This window comes from Streptococcus oralis SK610 (genome assembly GCF_000257455.1).
In the GTDB taxonomy this organism is placed as follows: Bacteria; Bacillota; Bacilli; order Lactobacillales; family Streptococcaceae; genus Streptococcus; species Streptococcus oralis_CB.
In genome coordinates, this window is sequence record NZ_AJKQ01000008.1 from 69,630 (window position 1) to 88,728 (window position 19,099).

Genomic DNA, 19,099 nt, shown 5'->3' on the forward strand with positions numbered 1-19,099 from the left:
TTACACCTGCTCTGATAATTCTTCCCACTCAAGCATAGCTTCTTCCTGACGATGGCTGATTTTATCCAGTTCAGCCTGCAATTCCATGAGCTTTTCAGCATCGTTGGTTTCCAGCATTTGTTCAGAAATGGCTTGACTTTGAGTTTCTAACTCTTCGATTTCAGCCTCTAAACTCTCGATTTGTCGCATGAGCTTACGTGCTTCTTTCTGACTTTCTTTCTGAGCCTGGTAGTCATTGACTGGGCTCGGTTCTTTTGCTTGATTGCTAGTTGAAGCTTCTTCTGTCTGAATCGCTTCTACTTCTGCTTTCTTCTCAACATAGTAGTCATAATCTCCCAAGTAAAGAGTCGAACCATTCTCAGACAGTTCCAAAACGTGAGTGGCCACACGATTGATAAAGTAACGGTCGTGACTGACAAACAGAAGGGTTCCATCAAAGTCTATCAAGGCATTTTCCAACACTTCCTTGCTCTCAATATCCAAGTGGTTGGTCGGCTCGTCCAAAATCAGGAAGTTATTGTTTTCCATTGAAAGTTTGGCAAGAAGCAAACGAGCTTTCTCGCCACCTGACAACATTCCGACTGACTTTTTAACATCATCTCCTGAGAAAAGGAAGGCGCCTAGGCGATTACGGATTTCTACTTCTGGCGTCAGTTTAAAATCATTCCAAAGTTCATCGATTACAGTATTACTTGGTGTTAGCTTACTTTGAGTCTGATCATAGTAGCCAACCTCAACATTGGCACCAAAACGCTTCTCTCCTTTGATAAAGGGAATCTGATCCACAATAGACTTGATAAAGGTTGACTTCCCAATGCCGTTTGGTCCGACAATCGCAACAGCGTTCATTTTACGAAGGTCCAGATTGATTGGCTCTGAGAGTATTTCCCCATCATAGCCAATAGCCGCATTTTCAACAGTCAGGACAACATTCCCAGACGTTTTTTCAGATTGGAAGGTCATGTTGGCTGATTTCTTGCCAGCTTCAGGCTTGTCCAAACGCTCCATTTTTTCTAGTTGCTTGCGTCGAGATTGGGCACGTTTAGTCGTTGAGGCTCGGACTAGATTGCGATTGACAAAGTCTTCTAGAGCCGCGATTTCCTTCTGTTGCTTTTCATAGTTTTTTGCCTCAGTAGCTAGCTTTTGCTCCTTCAACTCAACAAAACGAGAATAATTGCCCACATAACGATCCAAGGAATGCTTGTTCAAATCGAGTGTAACCGTCGCAACCTTGTCCAAAAAGTAACGGTCGTGACTGACAATAATGAGTGCACCGCTATAGTTCACCAAATAATTCTCTAGCCAGGCTATGGTTTCGATATCCAAGTGGTTGGTAGGCTCGTCCAAGACCAAGAGATTTGGCTTTTCAAGGAGCATTTTAGCCAGTGCAAGACGAGTATTTTGACCACCTGAAAGCTCAGCAATTTTCATCTGCCACATAGACTCGTCAAACTTGAATCCATTTAAGATAGCACGGATATCAGCTTCGTAGGTGAAGCCACCAGCCTGACGGAAATTCTCTGATAAACGATCATAATCCGCCATCAGTTTATCCAGATCTTCACCAGACTTTTCACCCATCTCCAGTTCCATCTGACGAAGTTGCTTCTCAGTCCGACGCAAGTCATCAAAGACGTGAAGCATTTCATCATAAATAATATTTTCAGACTCAAAACGGCTATCTTGGGCTAGGTAAGACAGAGAAACATCTTTTTTCTTATTGATTTCTCCACTAGTTGGCTCCTCTTCCCCAACCAAAATCTTCAAAAGTGTGGACTTACCAGCACCATTTTTCCCAACAAGAGCAATTCGGTCTCGTTCATCTACCTGCAGGTTTATATTATCAAACAAAAGCTCTCCTGCAAAAGAACGTTCAATTTTATTGGCTTGTAAAATAATCATACCTCTATTTTACTATCTTTTTCTCTTTTGCACAATTGCAATGAAAAAAGTTCGAGTCATAAACCCGAACCTTTCATCTTAGTATCCAATGCCTCCACGGAATGTGCGAGCCATATCACTCAATTCATAGTTTTTAGAAGAGGTGTCGATGGTCCATTTACCATCTTTCTTAGTCATTTTAATTTCATAACCCTCTTTCTTCATGTTATCACTAGTGTCTAGAGGAGTTGAATCAAATTGACTCGGTGCATTTTCTAAAATGTATTTTTCACCAGCTTTCATAGCTTCTGAGTAGTTGCTATATTTACCTTTGTTTTCTTCGTAGAACTTACGGCTCAATTCATAGACATTCAAGTTATCCAAGTCAATTGTTTCTGGTCTAACATAAACAACAGCGTAGTCTGGCAAGTATGTCTTCACCTTGTAATCAACTTTTGCTCTCTTAGCATTTGCTTTGATGTAAGCATCTGCGAATGTTCTAAGTTCTGAATCTGACGGTTTGTAGTTATAGAAGCCTTTTCCGAATGATTCTGTAAATTTCTTGATAAACTCTTCTTTATCAGCTTTCGCATCGTTTGTGAATTCAGCACTATTATCAGAAGATTTTTTATCATCAGCAAGCGCAACAACTTGTGACTTATTATCAGTAGCACTTAGGTTCGTTCCACCACCAGAACTTTCCCCATTAAGGTAAACAGCATCGACATATTTTTTCATTACATCTTTCGCTTCATCAATATTGTCTTCATACTGACTTGGGTCCACCTTAATCGCTACATCGTTATTCTTTTTAGAATTTTCTTTGATGTCATCGTAAAAGCTAGGTGCAAAGTGAAGTTCATACTTAGCATTCTTATCGACTTCATACACTACATAACCAGCGACACTCTTTCCTTTAGAAAGACTGTCTCCATATGACATAAATTTAGTTTTACTGTCGCTTTCGTAAATTTGAATTGGTTGTAATTTTTCATCTTTTTCATTATAAAGCGTAATATCTTGGCTAGTAAAACTAAACTGTTTATCACGATTATTCTTGATTTCGACTTGAAGAGCAAGGTACGTTGATGATGAATCCTCATCTTTAGGTAATACATACATACCGTCTTTTACAGAAACTTCAAAGTTAGAGTTTGAAGCTGTACCATTGTCGCTTGCTTTTTTTTGAGCTCCACAGGCAACCAGTGCCAAAGCTGATAAAAGCAAGGCAGAATGTTTAAGAATTTTTTTCATAATGAATTCTCCTTTAATGATTTACTATATTTTACCATACACACAATAAAATTCAAAACAGAAACCAGAATTTTTCAAAATATCTTAAATTTATAGAGTTTTAACTTAAATTTTTCTATCTATTCATTTGATACATTAAAGAATTCTTTATAAAAAGAATAGAATATAACAATATTTTTGATTTTTTTCTTCAACAAACCTACAAAATGAATTATAAACTTTCATATTATAAAGAATCTAATAATTAATTTTCATCGCTAACTTAGTATAAGTAAGCACAGTACTCACCATTTAACCGCAAAAAGCAAAAGTAAATTTCCTACATTTTAAGTTATGCTAACGTTTTACTAAAATGTCAAATCGTGATATAATGAGACCGATTAAAGCAAATAAACAAAAGGAGACACTCTATGACTTACCAAGAAAATTATCAAAAATGGGTTGATTTTGCTGACCTTCCAGACTACCTTCGCCAAGACTTAATCGATATGGACGAAAAAACAAAGGAAGATGCCTTTTATACCAATCTTGAATTTGGTACTGCTGGTATGCGTGGTTTGATCGGTGCTGGTACAAATCGTATCAATATCTATGTTGTTCGTCAAGCAACTGAAGGTTTGGCTCGTTTGATTGAGTCAAAAGGTGGAAATGAAAAAGAACGTGGTGTGGCAATTGCCTACGATAGCCGTCACTTCTCACCTGAGTTTGCCTTTGAATCTGCTGCAGTTCTAGCAAAACATGGTATCAAATCTTACGTATTTGAAAGCCTTCGTCCAACTCCAGAACTGTCATTTGCAGTTCGTCACCTCAACTGTTTTGCAGGTATCATGATTACTGCTAGCCACAACCCAGCTCCATTTAATGGTTACAAGGTTTACGGTGAAGACGGTGGGCAAATGCCTCCACACGATGCGGACGCTTTGACTACTTATATCCGTGGAATCGAAAATCCATTCGCTGTGGAAGTTGCTGATGTGGAAGCTGAAAAAGCTTCTGGCTTGATTGAAGTTATTGGCGAAGCTGTCGATGTAGAATACCTCAAGGAAGTCAAAGATGTGAACATCAACTCAACCTTGATTGAAGAATTCGGTACAGACATGAAGATTGTCTACACACCACTTCATGGTACGGGTGAAATGTTGGCTCGTCGTGCCCTTGCCCAAGCAGGATTTGACTCTGTTCAAGTTGTTGAAGCACAAGCAACTGCTGATCCTGACTTCTCAACTGTAAAATCTCCAAACCCAGAAAGCCAAGCAGCCTTCGCCCTTGCTGAAGAACTTGGTCGTCAAGTTGGTGCAGATGTGCTTGTTGCAACTGACCCTGATGCTGACCGTGTTGGTGTTGAAGTTCTTCAAAAAGATGGTAGCTACCTTAACCTTTCAGGTAACCAAATCGGCGCTATCATGGCTAAATACATCTTGGAAGCCCACAAAAACGCTGGAACTCTTCCTGAAAATGCAGCCCTCTGCAAATCCATCGTATCAACTGACTTGGTAACGAAGATTGCTGAAAGCTACGGCGCAACCATGTTCAACGTTTTGACTGGTTTCAAATTTATCGCAGAGAAAATCCAAGAATTCGAAGAAAAACACAATCACACTTACATGATGGGATTTGAAGAAAGCTTCGGTTACTTGATCAAACCATTCGTACGTGATAAAGACGCAATCCAAGCCGTTCTTGTCGTTGCTGAGCTTGCTGCCTACTACCGTTCACGTGGTTTGACACTTGCTGACGGTATCGAAGAAATCTACAAAGAATACGGCTACTACGCTGAAAAGACCATCTCTGTCACCCTTTCTGGTGTTGATGGTGCTGAACAAATCAAAGCGATTATGGCTAAATTCCGTAACAATGCTCCGAAAGAATGGAATGCAACAACTATCACTGTCGTAGAAGACTTCAAGGCTCAAACTGCTACTGCTGCTGATGGTACTGTTACAAACTTGACAACTCCTCCAAGTGATGTTTTGAAATACACACTTGCTGACGGTTCATGGATTGCAGTTCGCCCTTCAGGTACAGAACCAAAAATCAAATTCTACATTGCTGTTGTGGGTGAAAGCAATGAAGATTCACAAGCTAAGATTGCCAACATCGAAGCAGAAATCAATGCGTTTGTAAAATAAAAATCTATAAAAGATGAGACCAACCAATCTCATCTTTTTTTCGTATCAAATCTAAGCATTTTTAGAAACTTTATGGCATACTAGACTTATCAATGAAAGCGAGGTAATCTCATGGAACAATTTTTAGATAATATTAAAGACCTTGAAGTCACTACGATTGCGCGTGCACAAGAAGCACTCGATAATAAAGAAACTGCAACCTTCTTCATTGGTCGCAAAACTTGCCCTTACTGCCGTAAATTTGCTGGTACATTGGCAGGTGTCGTAGCTGAAACTAAAGCCCACATCTACTTCATCAACAGTGAAGAACCAAGCCAACTCAATGCTTTGCAAGACTTCCGTTCACGTTATGGAATCCCAACCGTACCAGGATTTGTTCACATTGCAGATGGTCAAATCAATGTCCGTTGTGACTCTTCTATGTCAGCACAAGAAATCAAGGACTTTGCTGGATTGTAAAAAAGCCACTCGTTGAGTGGTTTTTTATATGGTCAATAGGACGTTTTTTCAAGCAAGTCTTGTATCATTCCATGCAGTTCTTCTATCTTCTCAGATTGTTTCTCAAGTAGTAGTCTCTGACTGGATAATTCATCTTGTAGTTTATCGAGTTTTATCTGTTCATCTGGATTCTCCTTTACAAAAAAGTTTGTCAAAGCACTTGTTAACATCCCTATTGTGCCAATACCAACAAGCATTAGTAAAACAGCTAACCACTTCCCAAAAATCGACGCAGGAACAATATCTCCATAACCAACAGTCGTTACCGTTACAAGCGCCCACCAAAGACTATCTGAGAAAGATTTTTCTTCAACAACAGATAAAATTGAACTACCTACCAGTACAATAAAGGAATTGAGATAGAAAATATAAAGTAAGCCATTTGTTCGTAAGAGTTTTCCAACCTTCTTTTCTAACTTGCCAGTCAATCCAACGACTCTTAAAAGACGAGTTAGTTTCAGTAGTTTTGTCAGCCTTGCTAAGCGGAAGATACGTCCTAATCGAAATACTGTAAAAATAGCATTCAAAGGAAGGATAGCTAACAAGTCAAATATATTTTCACGTATAAATCTCCATTTTTCTTTACTTGAAAAGAACCGCCAACCATAATCCACCACAAAAACAAACCAAATTAGTAAATCAATAATACTGTAGGGTGGATTATCCAAATCAATCATCTCAGCAAATCCAAGCAAGACAAGGACAACGGATATCAATGCAAGTATGATAATCGTCGTGTCATAGTAATCCTTTAATAACCATTTTCTCTTCACACTACTACTCCTTTAGTTTTTTTAATCATTATACCACACTAAATTCCTGATAAAACAAAGAATAAAAGAAGGCAATCGCCTTCTTTTTTATATATCTGTCAATGGTGTTGCAGTATCTGGTGAGGTATCGTAAACTTTAAAGTCTACTCCGACTCCCAGATCCGCTTGGGCTAGCTGGTTGACCATAGTCATATGAGCCAGCTCTTTGATATTATTCTCCTTAGATAAATGACCAAGATAGATTTTCTTAGTCCGATTTCCCATTGCACGAATCATGGCCTCAGCACCATCCTCGTTAGAAAGGTGACCTAGATCCGATAGAATTCGCTGTTTGAGACGCCAAGCGTAAGATCCTGCTCGCAAAATCTCTACATCGTGGTTGGACTCGATGAGATAACCGTCTGCATTTTCGACTATTCCAGCCATACGGTCACTAACATAACCTGTATCGGTCAACATGACGAAGCTCTTGTCGTCTTTCATAAAGCGGTAAAACTGTGGTGCTGCCGCATCATGGCTGACCCCAAAACTCTCAATGTCGATATCGCCAAAGGTTTTAGTTTTGCCCATTTCAAAAATGTGTTTCTGCGATGAATCCACCTTACCGAGGTACTTGCTATTTTCCATAGCCTGCCAAGTCTTTTCATTCGCGTAAAGATCCATGCCATATTTGCGAGCCAAGACACCGACCCCATGGATATGATCTGAGTGCTCATGCGTAATCAGAATCGCATCCAGATCTTCAGGTTTGCGATTGATTTCAGCTAGCAGGCTAGTAATTTTCTTACCAGATAAGCCTGCATCTACTAGGATTTTCTTTTTTGGGGTTTCCAGATAAAAGGAATTTCCACTGGAGCCTGATGCTAAAATACTGTATTTAAAGCCTTTTTCACCCATTTTAGTCTTCTATTTCGTCCTCCCATATTTCTTCTTTTACGGCATCCTTATCATAAGGGAGCACGATGGTAAAGGTTGAGCCCTTACCGTATTCACTTTTGGCCCATATAAAGCCATTGTGTTGTTTGATGATTTCTTTTGCGATAGCTAGACCTAGACCAGTACCACCTTGAGCCCGGCTTCTTGCACGATCCACACGGTAGAAGCGGTCAAAAATCTTAGGCAAATCTTGCTTTGGAATACCTAAACCTTGGTCTTTGATGGATAAAATCATCTGGTCATCAGTGGTCTTCATGCTAACAGTAATTTTGCCACCATCTGGTGAGTACTTAATGGCATTGTTAAGAATATTATCAATCACCTGAGTCATCTTATCGGTATCAATCTCGATCCAAACTGAATTAATAGGGTAATCTCTAACAAGTTCATATTTTTTCTCGTCATCCTGACTTCTCATCTTATCAAAACGGTTGAGAATAAAGGTGATGAAGGCTGTAAAGTTAATCAACTCCACATCCAACTGAGTAGTCGCATTATCAATACGAGAGAGATGCAAGAGATCTGTCACCATCCGCATCATACGGTTGGTTTCATCAAGTGAAACCTTGATAAAATCAGGGGCTACAGGATCATATAAGGCTCCCTCGTCCAAGGCTTCAAGATAAGATTTAACACTGGTCAAAGGAGTTCTCAACTCATGACTCACGTTTGAAACGAAGAGTCTCCGTTCGCGTTCTTCCTTCTCCTGCTCAGTCGTATCATGCAGGACTGCTACAAGTCCTGAGATAAAACCAGACTCACGGCGAACTAAAGCAAAACGTACACGAAGACTCAGGTATTCACCATTCACATCTTGGGAATCAATCATCAATTCAGGAATCTGTGTAATCAGGTCACGCAGTTCATACTCATCCTCTATCTTAAGCAATTCTAAGATGCTTTTGTTGAGGACATCCTCTTTCTGCACACCTAATTGTTTCTTGGCCATGTCGTTAATCATGGTAATCTGACCACGGCGATTGGTCGCAAGCACTCCATCTGTCATGTAAGAAAGAATACTATGCAGTCTTTTACTCTCTTGTTCCAGATTTTCTTGGGTCAAACGGATAACTTCTGACAAATCATTGAGGTTATTGGTAATATTGGTGATTTCTGTACTGCCCTGTAAGTCCAAAACTTGAGAATAATCACCTGCAATCAAGTCCTTAACCTTTTGATTTATCTCTTTGAGACGGATATTATCTCGACGGTTTTCCAGTAAGAGCAAGGTTACCACCAAGATAAAGCCAATTAAAATCAAGATAAAGATAAAATCACTGGTCAGAATAGTTTGTCTAATATCTTCAATCATTATTTCTCATATAGTAGCCAACACCACGACGGGTGAGGATATACTCTGGACGGCTGGGAGTGTCTTCTATTTTCTCACGCAAGCGTCTAATGGTCACGTCCACTGTACGAACATCACCAAAATAATCATAACCCCAAACAGTCTCAAGCAAGTGTTCACGCGTAATCACTTGTCCAATATGGGAAGCCAAGTGATATAAGAGCTCAAACTCACGGTGGGTCAAATCTAATTCCTCACCGTATTTTTTGGCTACGTAAGCGTCTGGAACAATTTCCAAATCACCAATCTGAAGTGGCTGGGATTTCTTCTCATCAGACTCTTGACTATCAACTGAAACCAAGTCGGTACGGCGAAGTAAAGCCTTGACACGCGCCTGCAACTCACGATTTGAGAAGGGCTTTGTGACATAATCATCTGCACCTAGTTCCAAACCGATAACCTTGTCAAACTCGCTATCCTTAGCTGAGAGCATAATGATAGGAACACTACTGGTCTTACGAATGGCTTTGGCTACTTCTAAACCATCAATTTCAGGTAGCATCAAGTCTAGGATAATAATGTCGGGTTGCTCAGCTTCAAATAGCTCGATTGCCTCACGACCGTTGAAGGCTGTTACAACTTCGTAGCCTTCTTTGGTCATATTGAACTTAATAATATCTGAGATTGGTTTCTCATCATCTACAATTAATATTTTTTTCATTTTATCACCTTTTCTCTATCTATTATAACAAAAAAATGCAAAGAAGGCACAAATGGCTACTGTAAGCCTTCATCTTCAAGAGTTGTTTTTATAAGCCTGCCAAATTTTTTGTTGAGGTTTCGCAAGTGGATAATCAGAAAACTCCTGAGGGGAAACCCAACGAATTTCTCTGTCCGAAAACTGTTTTGTTTCCGTCACTTGACCAGCTTGGATTTGAATATGCCATTTCCGATGACTAAATACATGCTTGACCTGGTCAAATACTTGCTGGGACCAATTCACTTCTAAATCATAATCCTGCTCAAAGTTTTCTTGAGGGCTTGGTCCAAATGCTCTGCTTTCCTCTTTGACTTGTGAAAAGAGATCTAGTTGATTATCATCGCTAGAGAAACCGTCAATTTCAATCAGTGGGAAGTGCCAAAAACCGGCTAACAGTTTCTCGCTTTCATTTTTTTCAAGTAGATATTGACCACGGTCATTACGTACAACTAAAGCCTTAAGATAAATTGGGAGAGGTTTTTTCTTGGGTTCTTTAATCGGATATACATCCATAGTTCCGTTCTGATAGGCTGCGCTAAAGTCCTTAACAGGGCTTTCTTCTGGTCGAGGGTTAACCGGAGCCTCTATGTCAGAACCTAAATCCATCAGAGCTTGGTTAAAGTCACCCGGTCGTTTTGGGTCAATCAAGATTTCCATTATAGCTTGGAAAATCTTTCGATTGCTGGGAACTCCGATATCATGATTAACCTCAAACAAGCGTGCCAAAACCCGCATGACATTGCCATCGACCGCTGGCTCAGGCAAATTAAAAGCGATACTGGAAATAGCTCCCGCAGTATAAGGGCCAATCCCTTTCAGGCGAGATATTCCTTCATAGGTGTTTGGAAATTGACCACCAAAGTCAGCCATAATCTGCTGGGCTGCAGTCTGCATATTGCGCACTCGAGAATAATAACCCAATCCCTCCCAAGCCTTCAGCAAACGCTCTTCAGGGGCATTCGCCAGACTTTCAACAGTTGGAAACCAGTCCAAGAATCGTTCGTAGTATGGGATAACTGTATCCACCCTGGTCTGCTGAAGCATGATTTCAGATACCCAGATGTGATAAGGATTTTTACTTCTCCGCCAAGGTAAATCTCGCTTGTTTTCATCATACCAGTTGAGGAGTTTTTCACGAAAAGAAATAATCTTCTCCTCCGGCCACATGACGATACCGTATTCTTTCAAATCTAACATATATCTAGTATAACATAGAAGCTTCTAACTGTCCTTTTCTCAGTACTAAAAAGCCTCTTCCCATGGGAAAGAGGACTAAATCTTATTGATGAACTGCTTGAGCTGCTGTGATAAGGGTCAACTTGTACACATCATCTGCATTACATCCACGAGAAAGGTCGTTAACAGGTTTGTTCAAACCTTGCAAAACAGGTCCGACAGCCGCAAAACCACCGAGACGTTCAGCCATCTTGTAACCGATATTTCCGGCTTCGATACCTGGGAAGATAAAGACATTTGCTTGACCAGCTACATTACTTCCTGGAGCTTTTAGAGCTGCAGTTTCAGGAACAAAGGCAGCATCAAATTGCAATTCACCATCAATCTCAAGATCAGGACGCAAGTCGTGAGCAATTTTAGTAGCTTCCACTACCTTATCAACACTTTCACCAAAACCTGAACCTTTAGTAGAATAACTTAGCATAGCAATTTTAGGTTCAATACCAAACATCTTAGCAGTGATTGCTGAATTGATCGCAATTTCAGCCAAGGCTTCTGCATCTGGATTGATGTTAATTGCACAGTCTCCAAATAGGTAACGTTCCGTACCACGAACCATGAGGAAAGCACCTGAAGTACGAGTTACGTTTGGACGAGTTTTAATGATTTGTAGGGCTGGGCGAACTGTTGAGGCAGTTGAGTGAATAGCTCCTGACACCATACCGTCAACCAATCCCAAGTATACTAGCATCACACCAAAGTAGTTGACATCTTCAACCAAAACTTTGCGCGCTTCTTCTTCAGTCATTTTGCCCTTACGACGCTCTACTAAAGCAGCAACCATTTCTTCAAATTGAGAATAATGTTGGGGATCAATCACTTCATATCCATCCATAATCCCTTCGATTTCGAGATAAATTTTAATTTTTTCAGGGTTTCCAAGCAAAACAGGAATTACTTCTGTTTCTTTTACCAAGCGTTTTGTCGCTTGAAGAATACGTGGCTCTTCCCCTTCAGGGAGAACGATACGAGCATTTTTGCCAACCAGGTTGGCTTTGAGACTTTCAAAAACTTCCATGAGTTTTCTCCTTTAAGAAAATAAATTATACTCCAAATAGATTTTAAAGAGTATTAGTTGATAGCTGAGTAATAAGATTGCTGAAATCATCCGGTAAGGGGCTTTCTAGCTGCAAATCTTGCTCTAGAAAGGGATGATAAAAAGATAAATAATGGCAATGCAGAGCTTGACGTTGGATACCGTCATCTAGACTACCACCATACAAATCGTCTCCTAAAAGAGGAAAACCGATGTGAGAAAAATGCACTCGGATCTGATGAGTTCGTCCAGTATGCAGGCGAATATCAACTAGGTGAATATTTCCATAAGACGCGACAACTTTGTAAGACGTATGAGCGTATTTCCCACCTTTGGCAACCCGTCTTGTGATAATAGAATCTTCATCACGCGCAATCGGGGCAATAATCTCCCCCTCTGGCTCCAAGACACCAGCTCCTTTAACAAGTGCAAAATAACGTTTTTCGATAGACTTTCGTTGCAACTGCTTGTCTAAACGTGCATGAGCGTAGCCGTGCTTGGCAAAGAGCATCAAACCAGATGTATCTCTATCAAGCCTAGTCACGATGTGAACTTGCTGGTTTTCATATTCTTGCTTAACATAGTAGCCCTTGATAAAATTCGCAATGGTATTGGAATGATTGACACTGGGGATGGAAGCTACTCCATAAGGTTTATTCAAAACCAGAAAATGGTCATCCTCATAGAGAACATCCAGTGGACGCTCAATTGCTTCAAGACTCTCAAACCCTTCCTCCGCTGGAATGTCAATAGTTACCCTGTCTCCAATATCTAAGAGATAAGTCGCATTTTGAGGTTGGCCATTGACCAGAATAGACCCTCCTCGGAACTTAATCTTTGCCAAAAGTCCCTTAGAAACCTCGTGTTTCTTGAGGAAAGTTTTGACTTTGACATGCTCATCTGCGATAAATTCGAACCTCATTCATCCACCTCGCCAATGAAGGCATCTTTGACACGATTCCAGAAACTAGTGTGGCTTGGAGTCGCTACGAAGTGAATCTTGTGATGGTCGATTTGATACTCAATCCGTTCGATATTACGGAATGAATAGACGCTGTTATCGACTGATATCGTGTGATAATCATTGCGTGTCGGCAAAAGTTCAATCTTATCTTTTTTGGGAATAATGATCGATGAACCCAAAGTGCGATAGACTCGGTTGTTAAGACTCGCTATCTCCGTCAACTGCAAGGCTTCAATGGTAGGATGCAAGACAGCTCCACCCAAGGACTTGTTGTAGGCAGTACTTCCCGTCGGCGTTGAAACAGTCACTCCATCTCCACGAAATCGCTCGAACGGAACGTGGTTAATGATGATATCCGCAACCATGGTGCGGTCTGATCGACGGATACTCGCTTCATTTAAAGCTCGGAAGATTTTCACTTCTCCATTTTCAAGCGTTACCTTGACATTCAAAACAGGATAGGAAACTTTGGCACCAGTGTCGAGTAGGAGATTGGTCACCAACTGATCTAACTCAAAATCACGATAGTCTGTGTAAAATCCCAAATGTCCTGTATGAACACCTACAAATCGAACCTTGTCTAACTGATTCTCATACTTGTGAAAGGCAGACAAAAGCATCCCGTCGCCACCAATAGAAATGACGATGTCGGGATTGGTATCGTTCAGTATAAAATGTTGTTTCTTGAGTTTTTCCCTCAGCTCATGCAAAACCTTCTGACTTTGCGGTTTTCTATTTGCTATGAGGTCAACTCGTTTACCTGTATTCTTCATCTGTATCGTCACTATTTCCTACACCGTCATTTAATTTTCTGCTCAATGGATCAAAGAGAGCCTGCGCTTCCTGAATATCGTCACGAATCTTACCCATTTCTTCATCTAGCTGATGAGCTATTTTCGCTGTAATTTCCAATCTTGTCCTGATTTCTTCTGGAAAATCACCTTGGTATTTATAATTGAGCGAGTGTTCTATCGTAGCCCAGAAATTCATGGCTAACGTCCGTATTTGAATTTCCGCCAAAATCGTCTTCGCTCCGTTGATCGTATCAACCGTATACTCGACAACCACGTGATAAGAACGATAACCTGAAGCCTTACGATGAGTGATATAATCTCGTTCTTGAACGACTCTCATATCTTGGCGTTTACGTAGAATCTCAACTACTTCTTTAACGTCATCAACAAACTGAACCATGACACGTAAACCAGCAATATCTTGCAGATCATGTTCTAGACTTGCATAAGTAATTCCTCGACGAGCCATTTTTTCTTTAATACTTTCAATCGGTTTGACACGACCCGTTACAAACTCAATCGGAGAATGCTTGTTTTGCTTACGATACTGTTTGCGAATTCCCCGAAGTTTGATCTTCAACTCACCTACAGCCTGAATGTAAGGATCTAAAAATTCTTCCCATTCTATGGTCATACTTTCTCCCTTGTAATGTTTGATTGCTCTGTCGAAAATCTTTGATTTTTTCAGTACATTCGTATACAATAAATACATTGTCCATTATACCATAAATCGCTTTCAAAGATATAGAAAAGGTTGAAAAAATGAAACATTTAGAAATAGAATTGAAAACACTTCTGAAAAAAGAGGAATATGATCATCTAAAAAAACAGTTTTCCCATATCCAACCCGTCCGTCAGAAGAACTACTACATTGACACACCAGATTTCCAATTGCGTGAAAAGAAGGTTGCCATGCGCATTCGCACCTTTTCAGATTGGGCAGAATTGACCCTAAAAGTGCCTCAAACTGTAGGAAATATGGAATACAACCAGAAACTAACTCTTCCAGAAGCTAAATCATACCTAGAAAAACAAAAACTACCTCAGGGTCTCGTTCTAGAGAAGCTCTCTAAGATTGGCATCGAAAGCCATGACTGGTTTGTTCTAGGCTGTCTTTCCACTCTACGTTATGAAATGAAAACTGAGATTGGCTTAATGGCCTTAGATGAAAGTCACTACTTTGACCAGACGGACTATGAACTCGAGCTTGAAGTCACCGACCATGAAAAAGGGAAAGCAGATTTTCAGAGATTTTTAGATGAAAATCAGATTACTTATCAGAAAGCTCCATCAAAATTAATTCGTTTTATTAAAAGCATGAAAAAAAGCTGAAATAATCTCCTTTTTTTGGTAAAATAGAAAAGATAAAAATAAAAGAATCTGGCTTTGGAAAACAAAGCTTTCTCAAAAAAGATTCACAAAGTTTACAGAGGACGGTCTATAATGTCAGATAGAAACAACATGAAACTTTTCACCCTAAACTCTAACCATGAAATCGCTCAAAAGATTGCGGATACAGTTGGTGTACCTCTCGGGAAGTTATCCTCTCGACAATTTTCTGACGGCGAAATCCAGGTCAACATTGAAGAAAGTGTCCGTGGTTACGACGTCTACATCATCCAGTCAACCAGCTACCCTGTTAGCAACCACTTGATGGAGTTGTTAATCATGGTTGACGCTTGTGTACGTGCAAGTGCTCATAGTATCAACGTTGTCCTTCCTTACTTTGGTTATGCGCGTCAGGATCGTATCGCTTCTTCTCGCGAACCCCTCACTGCAAAACTAGTTGCCAATATGCTTGTCAAAGCTGGTGTAAGCCGTGTTCTAACGCTTGACCTCCATGCTGTTCAGGTCCAAGGTTTCTTTGATATTCCTGTAGACAATCTCTATACTGTTCCTCTATTTGCTAAGCACTACTGTGATAAAGGACTTCTTGGCTCTGATGTTGTTGTTGTTAGTCCAAAGAACTCTGGTGTTAAACGTGCTCGTAGTTTGGCTGAATACCTTGATGCTCCTATCGCTATCATTGACTATGCCCAAGACGATTCTGATCGTAACGAAGGCTATATCATTGGGGATGTTGAAGGCAAGAAAGCTATCTTGATTGACGATATCCTAAATACTGGTCGTACTTTCTCTGAAGCAGCCAAAATCGTTGAACGTGAAGGCGCAACTGAGATTTATGCAGTATCCAGTCACGGTTTATTTGTTGAAGGTGCAGCAGACCTTCTTGACACTACAAACATCAAAGAAATCCTTGTGACAGACTCTGTAGCAACCAAAGAAAGAACTCCGAAAAATGTGTGCTACATTACTGCTAGCGAGTTAATCGGTGATGCTATCGTCCGCATCCATGAAAGAAAACCAGTCAGCCCACTCTTTGCTTACAACAAAAAGAAATAAGGTGATTCTTTGATTTATTTGGACAATGCTGCTACAACTCCTATGTCAGCAGTAGCTATTTCTGAAATGACCAAGGTCATGCAAGAAACTCATGGTAATCCTTCTAGTATTCATAGTCATGGTCGGCAGGCTGGCAAACTCTTGCGAGAAGCTCGTCAAGACTTAGCCCACTTACTAGGAACCAAACCTCAACATATCTTTTTTACATCTGGCGGTACAGAAAGTAACAATACAGCCATTATTGGCTATTGTCTCCGTCATCAAAATCGTGGAAGACATATCATCACGACAGCTATTGAACACCATTCTGTGCTTGAAACCATTGATTACCTGGTACAACATTTTGGCTTTGAAGCGACCATCATCCAACCAGTAAATCAAGAAATAACTGCTCAACAGATTCAAGAAGCTTTACGTGACGATACCATTCTCGTTTCCACCATGTATGCTAATAATGAAACTGGAAGTCTCTTACCTATCGCTGAGATTGGACATATTTTAAAAGACCATCCTGCTGCTTATCATGTTGATGCTGTTCAAGCTATCGGAAAAATTCCTATCCATCCCGAGGAATTGGGAATTGATTTCCTCAGCGCTTCTGCCCACAAATTCCATGGACCAAAAGGAGTTGGTTTCCTCTACGCTTCATCTATGGACTTTGATTCCTACCTTCACGGTGGGGACCAAGAACAAAAGAAACGGGCCGGAACAGAAAACCTCGCTGCCATTGTAGGCATGGTCGCTGCTCTCAAAGAAGATTTAAATGACCAAGTTGAGCATTACCAAAAACTAAGCGCACTTAAATCTACTTTTTTAGAAGAAATTGCAGGTCTCGACTACTATCTCAATGAAAGCAAGCACCAACTACCTTATGTTGTCAACATTGGCTTTCCTGATCAAAAAAATGATTTGCTCTTACTCCGGTTAGATCTTGAAGGAATTTCAATTTCTACCGGTTCAGCTTGTACTGCTGGTATTGTGCAAACCAGTCATGTGCTTGAAGCATTTTATGGACCAGATTCTCATCGTTTGAAAGAATCTGTCCGTATCAGTCTCTCTCCTCTTAACACTGAGGAGGAACTGAAACAACTCGCACAAACCTTAAAAAATATTATTGGAGATTAATCTAATGGCATTCGAAAAAACCATTAAACTACAAAACTGCCGCTACGACTACACACTTAGCCCAACTGTCAAAAAGTTCACACTGAAAGACAATACTTTCTTTGAAACAAAGGTTGGAAACTACGAACTAACTCGTCTACTTGAAAAAGTACCCAACAGTGGTGAAGGTTTCAACCTAAAAATCATCATCAATAAAGACCTTACAGGTGCTAAACTCAACATCACTGACAAATCTGGCCTTCGTTTGGTGAATATCTTTAAATCAGAAGATCACCATATTCACCAAGAAAAATTCTACTTCCTCATGGACAGTTTAGTAGAACGCGGTATCTTCACTAAAGAAGAAAGATAATTGACTATGTATCAACTTACCTATCAAGATAACTATCACGTAGAGCGTACACTTGAATATAAGGATTACGAAGAGCTCATGTTATCTCTATCAGGCTGTGTGACCCTACCTGATACTCTCCTAATCAGCTCCTTAACGCTGAATGATAAGGTGATTTATCAAGGATTGGTTGGCGATCTCTACCGTTTTCTATCACAAGCTCATTTTTCAGTTAAAAACTAAGAAATTTCTTAGTTTTTTCTTGTTTTTGTTGATTTTTTCACAATGTTTCTATAAAATAGAAGAATAGAAAGGTTGTGATTTTGTGAAAGATAAACAGTCTGCTATTCCAAAAGCAACAGCAAAAAGACTCTCTCTTTACTATCGAATTTTCAAGAGATTTCATGCAGAAAAAATCGAACGTGCCAACTCCAAGCAAATTGCAGAGGCTATCGGTATCGATTCTGCGACCGTTCGTCGGGATTTTTCCTATTTTGGTGAACTAGGTCGTCGAGGTTTTGGTTACGATGTCAAAAAATTGATGAATTTTTTTGCTGATCTCCTAAATGATAACTCAATTACAAATGTTATGTTGGTTGGGATTGGAAATATGGGCCATGCCCTTCTCCACTACCGTTTCCACGAGCGTAACAAGATGAAAATTATCATGGCCTTTGACCTAGATGACCATCCAGAAGTTGGAAGCCAAACACCTGATGGAATTCCAATCTATGGTATCTCACAGATTAAAGAAAAAATCAAAGAAGCAGATGTCAAAACTGCTATCCTAACAGTTCCAAGTGTTAAATCACAAGAAGTTGCCAATCTTTTGGTTGATGCAGGTATAAAAGGTATTCTCAGTTTTTCCCCTGTTCACCTTCACCTCCCAAAAGATGTGGTCGTTCAGTATGTCGATTTGACAAGCGAACTCCAAACCCTCCTCTATTTTATGCGTAAAGAGGATTAGAAAGCGAAAGCATTTATGAAAAAACCAGTTATTGGGATTACAGGAAATGAAAAAGCTCATCCAGATGATGACATCATGATGAGCTATGCAGCAAAGGGCTTCGTTGAAGGAGTCAAGGACGCTGGCGGAATTCCAATCATCCTACCGATTGGTGATCAAGAAATGGCTGCCTATTACATCAGTATCATTGATAAGCTCATCCTAACGGGTGGGCAAAATGTTGATCCAAAATACTATGGTGAACCAAAGGCTATTGATAGTGATGACTACCACCTTCAAAGAGATATTTTTGAACTAGCACTTATCAAAGAAGCGATTAAGCAAAAGAAACCAATTTTCTCTGTTTGTCGGGGTACTCAACTTTTCAATGTCGCCATGGGAGGCACGCTACACCAAGATATCGAGGATCATTGGCAGGACTGTTCAGCCGAATACACGACCCAACGCCTCGTAACGGAACCTGATACCATTCTCCGAGAAATCTATGGAGAAATCTCTCACATCAACTCCTTCCACCACCAGAGTATTAAAGATCTAGCTTCAAATCTTAAGGTTGTAGCACATGATCCTAAAGATGGAATCATTGAGGCTGTGACAACTACGGACGGCTTTCCTTATCTTGGTGTTCAATGGCATCCTGAATTTTTATTTGAAAATCGCCCCAAAGATAAAACGCTATTTGACTATGTTGTTAACGAACTCTAGGACTTATAAATAGGTT

20 protein-coding genes are annotated in these 19,099 nt (G+C 40.1%); 9 read left to right on the forward strand and 11 right to left on the reverse strand.

What is annotated here, in order from left to right:
- Complete coding sequence (locus HMPREF1115_RS05040; RefSeq protein WP_000584837.1) at positions 1 to 1,902, reverse strand: ABC transporter ATP-binding protein; 1,902 nt, start codon at positions 1,900 to 1,902, stop codon at positions 1 to 3.
- 78 nt (positions 1,903 to 1,980) lie between these two features.
- Positions 1,981 to 3,135 (reverse strand): DUF4352 domain-containing protein, encoded by a 1,155-nt coding sequence (locus tag HMPREF1115_RS05045; protein WP_000722098.1) that lies wholly within the window; start codon positions 3,133 to 3,135, stop codon positions 1,981 to 1,983.
- 410 nt (positions 3,136 to 3,545) lie between these two features.
- Here HMPREF1115_RS05045 and HMPREF1115_RS05050 point away from each other — a divergent pair, with 410 nt between their 5' ends.
- Positions 3,546 to 5,264 (forward strand): phospho-sugar mutase, encoded by a 1,719-nt coding sequence (locus HMPREF1115_RS05050; protein ID WP_000222134.1) that lies wholly within the window; start codon positions 3,546 to 3,548, stop codon positions 5,262 to 5,264.
- A gap of 111 nt (positions 5,265 to 5,375) precedes the next feature.
- Positions 5,376 to 5,723 (forward strand): thioredoxin domain-containing protein, encoded by a 348-nt coding sequence (locus HMPREF1115_RS05055; protein WP_000434629.1) that lies wholly within the window; start codon positions 5,376 to 5,378, stop codon positions 5,721 to 5,723.
- Between the two features lie 32 nt (positions 5,724 to 5,755).
- Here the strand turns inward: HMPREF1115_RS05055 and HMPREF1115_RS05060 are convergent, their stop codons facing one another.
- From HMPREF1115_RS05060 to HMPREF1115_RS05100, 9 genes are all read right to left on the reverse strand, one after another.
- Positions 5,756 to 6,535 (reverse strand): potassium channel family protein, encoded by a 780-nt coding sequence (locus tag HMPREF1115_RS05060; protein WP_000824596.1) that lies wholly within the window; start codon positions 6,533 to 6,535, stop codon positions 5,756 to 5,758.
- An 87-nt stretch (positions 6,536 to 6,622) separates the two neighbouring features.
- Positions 6,623 to 7,432, reverse strand: coding sequence for an MBL fold metallo-hydrolase (locus tag HMPREF1115_RS05065; RefSeq protein ID WP_000504041.1), 810 nt, complete (start codon positions 7,430 to 7,432; stop codon positions 6,623 to 6,625).
- Position 7,433: 1 nt separating this feature from the next.
- Positions 7,434 to 8,783, reverse strand: coding sequence for a cell wall metabolism sensor histidine kinase VicK (gene vicK / locus HMPREF1115_RS05070; RefSeq protein ID WP_000568712.1), 1,350 nt, complete (start codon positions 8,781 to 8,783; stop codon positions 7,434 to 7,436).
- A complete protein-coding gene (gene yycF, locus HMPREF1115_RS05075) occupies positions 8,776 to 9,483 on the reverse strand; it encodes a response regulator YycF (protein WP_000722063.1) in 708 nt (235 codons plus the stop codon). Before yycF ends, vicK begins: the two co-directional genes overlap by 8 nt.
- A gap of 75 nt (positions 9,484 to 9,558) precedes the next feature.
- Positions 9,559 to 10,719, reverse strand: a complete 1,161-nt coding sequence (gene mutY / locus HMPREF1115_RS05080; RefSeq protein WP_000886135.1) for an A/G-specific adenine glycosylase — start codon at positions 10,717 to 10,719, stop codon at positions 9,559 to 9,561.
- Between the two features lie 82 nt (positions 10,720 to 10,801).
- A complete protein-coding gene (gene pta / locus HMPREF1115_RS05085) occupies positions 10,802 to 11,776 on the reverse strand; it encodes a phosphate acetyltransferase (protein WP_000451588.1) in 975 nt (324 codons plus the stop codon).
- 43 nt (positions 11,777 to 11,819) lie between these two features.
- Positions 11,820 to 12,716 carry an RluA family pseudouridine synthase gene (locus HMPREF1115_RS05090; RefSeq protein WP_001210019.1) on the reverse strand — a complete coding sequence of 299 codons (897 nt, stop codon included), beginning with the start codon at positions 12,714 to 12,716 and terminating at the stop codon, positions 11,820 to 11,822.
- Positions 12,713 to 13,531, reverse strand: a complete 819-nt coding sequence (locus HMPREF1115_RS05095) for an NAD kinase (protein ID WP_000799063.1) — start codon at positions 13,529 to 13,531, stop codon at positions 12,713 to 12,715. Before HMPREF1115_RS05095 ends, HMPREF1115_RS05090 begins: the two co-directional genes overlap by 4 nt.
- Positions 13,515 to 14,186 carry a GTP diphosphokinase gene (locus HMPREF1115_RS05100; protein WP_000151556.1) on the reverse strand — a complete coding sequence of 224 codons (672 nt, stop codon included), beginning with the start codon at positions 14,184 to 14,186 and terminating at the stop codon, positions 13,515 to 13,517. The genes HMPREF1115_RS05095 and HMPREF1115_RS05100 overlap by 17 nt, the downstream gene beginning before the upstream one ends.
- A 128-nt stretch (positions 14,187 to 14,314) precedes the next feature.
- On the opposite strand from HMPREF1115_RS05100, the gene HMPREF1115_RS05105 reads away from it, so the two are divergent.
- The 7 genes from HMPREF1115_RS05105 (at position 14,315) to HMPREF1115_RS05135 (ending at position 19,083) form a co-directional block, all read left to right on the forward strand.
- A complete protein-coding gene (locus HMPREF1115_RS05105) occupies positions 14,315 to 14,884 on the forward strand; it encodes a CYTH domain-containing protein (RefSeq protein ID WP_000681311.1) in 570 nt (189 codons plus the stop codon).
- A 111-nt stretch (positions 14,885 to 14,995) separates the two neighbouring features.
- Positions 14,996 to 15,955, forward strand: a complete 960-nt coding sequence (locus HMPREF1115_RS05110; protein ID WP_001283844.1) for a ribose-phosphate diphosphokinase — start codon at positions 14,996 to 14,998, stop codon at positions 15,953 to 15,955.
- 9 nt (positions 15,956 to 15,964) lie between these two features.
- The gene (locus tag HMPREF1115_RS05115) at positions 15,965 to 17,080 is read left to right on the forward strand and encodes a cysteine desulfurase family protein (protein ID WP_000639678.1); all 1,116 of its coding nucleotides are present in this window, start codon (positions 15,965 to 15,967) and stop codon (positions 17,078 to 17,080) included.
- A 4-nt stretch (positions 17,081 to 17,084) separates the two neighbouring features.
- A complete protein-coding gene (locus tag HMPREF1115_RS05120; RefSeq protein WP_000863528.1) occupies positions 17,085 to 17,432 on the forward strand; it encodes a DUF1831 domain-containing protein in 348 nt (115 codons plus the stop codon).
- A gap of 6 nt (positions 17,433 to 17,438) precedes the next feature.
- A complete protein-coding gene (locus tag HMPREF1115_RS05125; protein ID WP_000284479.1) occupies positions 17,439 to 17,654 on the forward strand; it encodes a DUF4649 family protein in 216 nt (71 codons plus the stop codon).
- Between the two features lie 82 nt (positions 17,655 to 17,736).
- Positions 17,737 to 18,378 carry a redox-sensing transcriptional repressor Rex gene (locus HMPREF1115_RS05130; RefSeq protein ID WP_000653409.1) on the forward strand — a complete coding sequence of 214 codons (642 nt, stop codon included), beginning with the start codon at positions 17,737 to 17,739 and terminating at the stop codon, positions 18,376 to 18,378.
- A gap of 15 nt (positions 18,379 to 18,393) precedes the next feature.
- Entirely contained in the window at positions 18,394 to 19,083 is a 690-nt protein-coding gene (locus HMPREF1115_RS05135) for a gamma-glutamyl-gamma-aminobutyrate hydrolase family protein (RefSeq protein ID WP_000743311.1), read from the forward strand.
- Positions 19,084 to 19,099: the final 16 nt, after the last annotated feature.

Coding starts and splice junctions, on each gene's coding strand:
- HMPREF1115_RS05040 (WP_000584837.1), bottom strand. CDS start 1,902: ATGATTATTTTACAAGCCAATAAAATTGAACGTTCTTTTGCAGGAGAG.
- HMPREF1115_RS05045 (WP_000722098.1), bottom strand. CDS start 3,135: ATGAAAAAAATTCTTAAACATTCTGCCTTGCTTTTATCAGCTTTGGCA.
- HMPREF1115_RS05050 (WP_000222134.1), top strand. CDS start 3,546: ATGACTTACCAAGAAAATTATCAAAAATGGGTTGATTTTGCTGACCTT.
- HMPREF1115_RS05055 (WP_000434629.1), top strand. CDS start 5,376: ATGGAACAATTTTTAGATAATATTAAAGACCTTGAAGTCACTACGATT.
- HMPREF1115_RS05065 (WP_000504041.1), bottom strand. CDS start 7,432: ATGGGTGAAAAAGGCTTTAAATACAGTATTTTAGCATCAGGCTCCAGT.
- vicK (WP_000568712.1), bottom strand. CDS start 8,783: ATGATTGAAGATATTAGACAAACTATTCTGACCAGTGATTTTATCTTT.
- yycF (WP_000722063.1), bottom strand. CDS start 9,483: ATGAAAAAAATATTAATTGTAGATGATGAGAAACCAATCTCAGATATT.
- mutY (WP_000886135.1), bottom strand. CDS start 10,719: ATGTTAGATTTGAAAGAATACGGTATCGTCATGTGGCCGGAGGAGAAG.
- pta (WP_000451588.1), bottom strand. CDS start 11,776: ATGGAAGTTTTTGAAAGTCTCAAAGCCAACCTGGTTGGCAAAAATGCT.
- HMPREF1115_RS05090 (WP_001210019.1), bottom strand. CDS start 12,716: ATGAGGTTCGAATTTATCGCAGATGAGCATGTCAAAGTCAAAACTTTC.
- HMPREF1115_RS05095 (WP_000799063.1), bottom strand. CDS start 13,531: ATGAAGAATACAGGTAAACGAGTTGACCTCATAGCAAATAGAAAACCG.
- HMPREF1115_RS05100 (WP_000151556.1), bottom strand. CDS start 14,186: ATGACCATAGAATGGGAAGAATTTTTAGATCCTTACATTCAGGCTGTA.
- HMPREF1115_RS05105 (WP_000681311.1), top strand. CDS start 14,315: ATGAAACATTTAGAAATAGAATTGAAAACACTTCTGAAAAAAGAGGAA.
- HMPREF1115_RS05110 (WP_001283844.1), top strand. CDS start 14,996: ATGTCAGATAGAAACAACATGAAACTTTTCACCCTAAACTCTAACCAT.
- HMPREF1115_RS05120 (WP_000863528.1), top strand. CDS start 17,085: ATGGCATTCGAAAAAACCATTAAACTACAAAACTGCCGCTACGACTAC.
- HMPREF1115_RS05125 (WP_000284479.1), top strand. CDS start 17,439: ATGTATCAACTTACCTATCAAGATAACTATCACGTAGAGCGTACACTT.
- HMPREF1115_RS05135 (WP_000743311.1), top strand. CDS start 18,394: ATGAAAAAACCAGTTATTGGGATTACAGGAAATGAAAAAGCTCATCCA.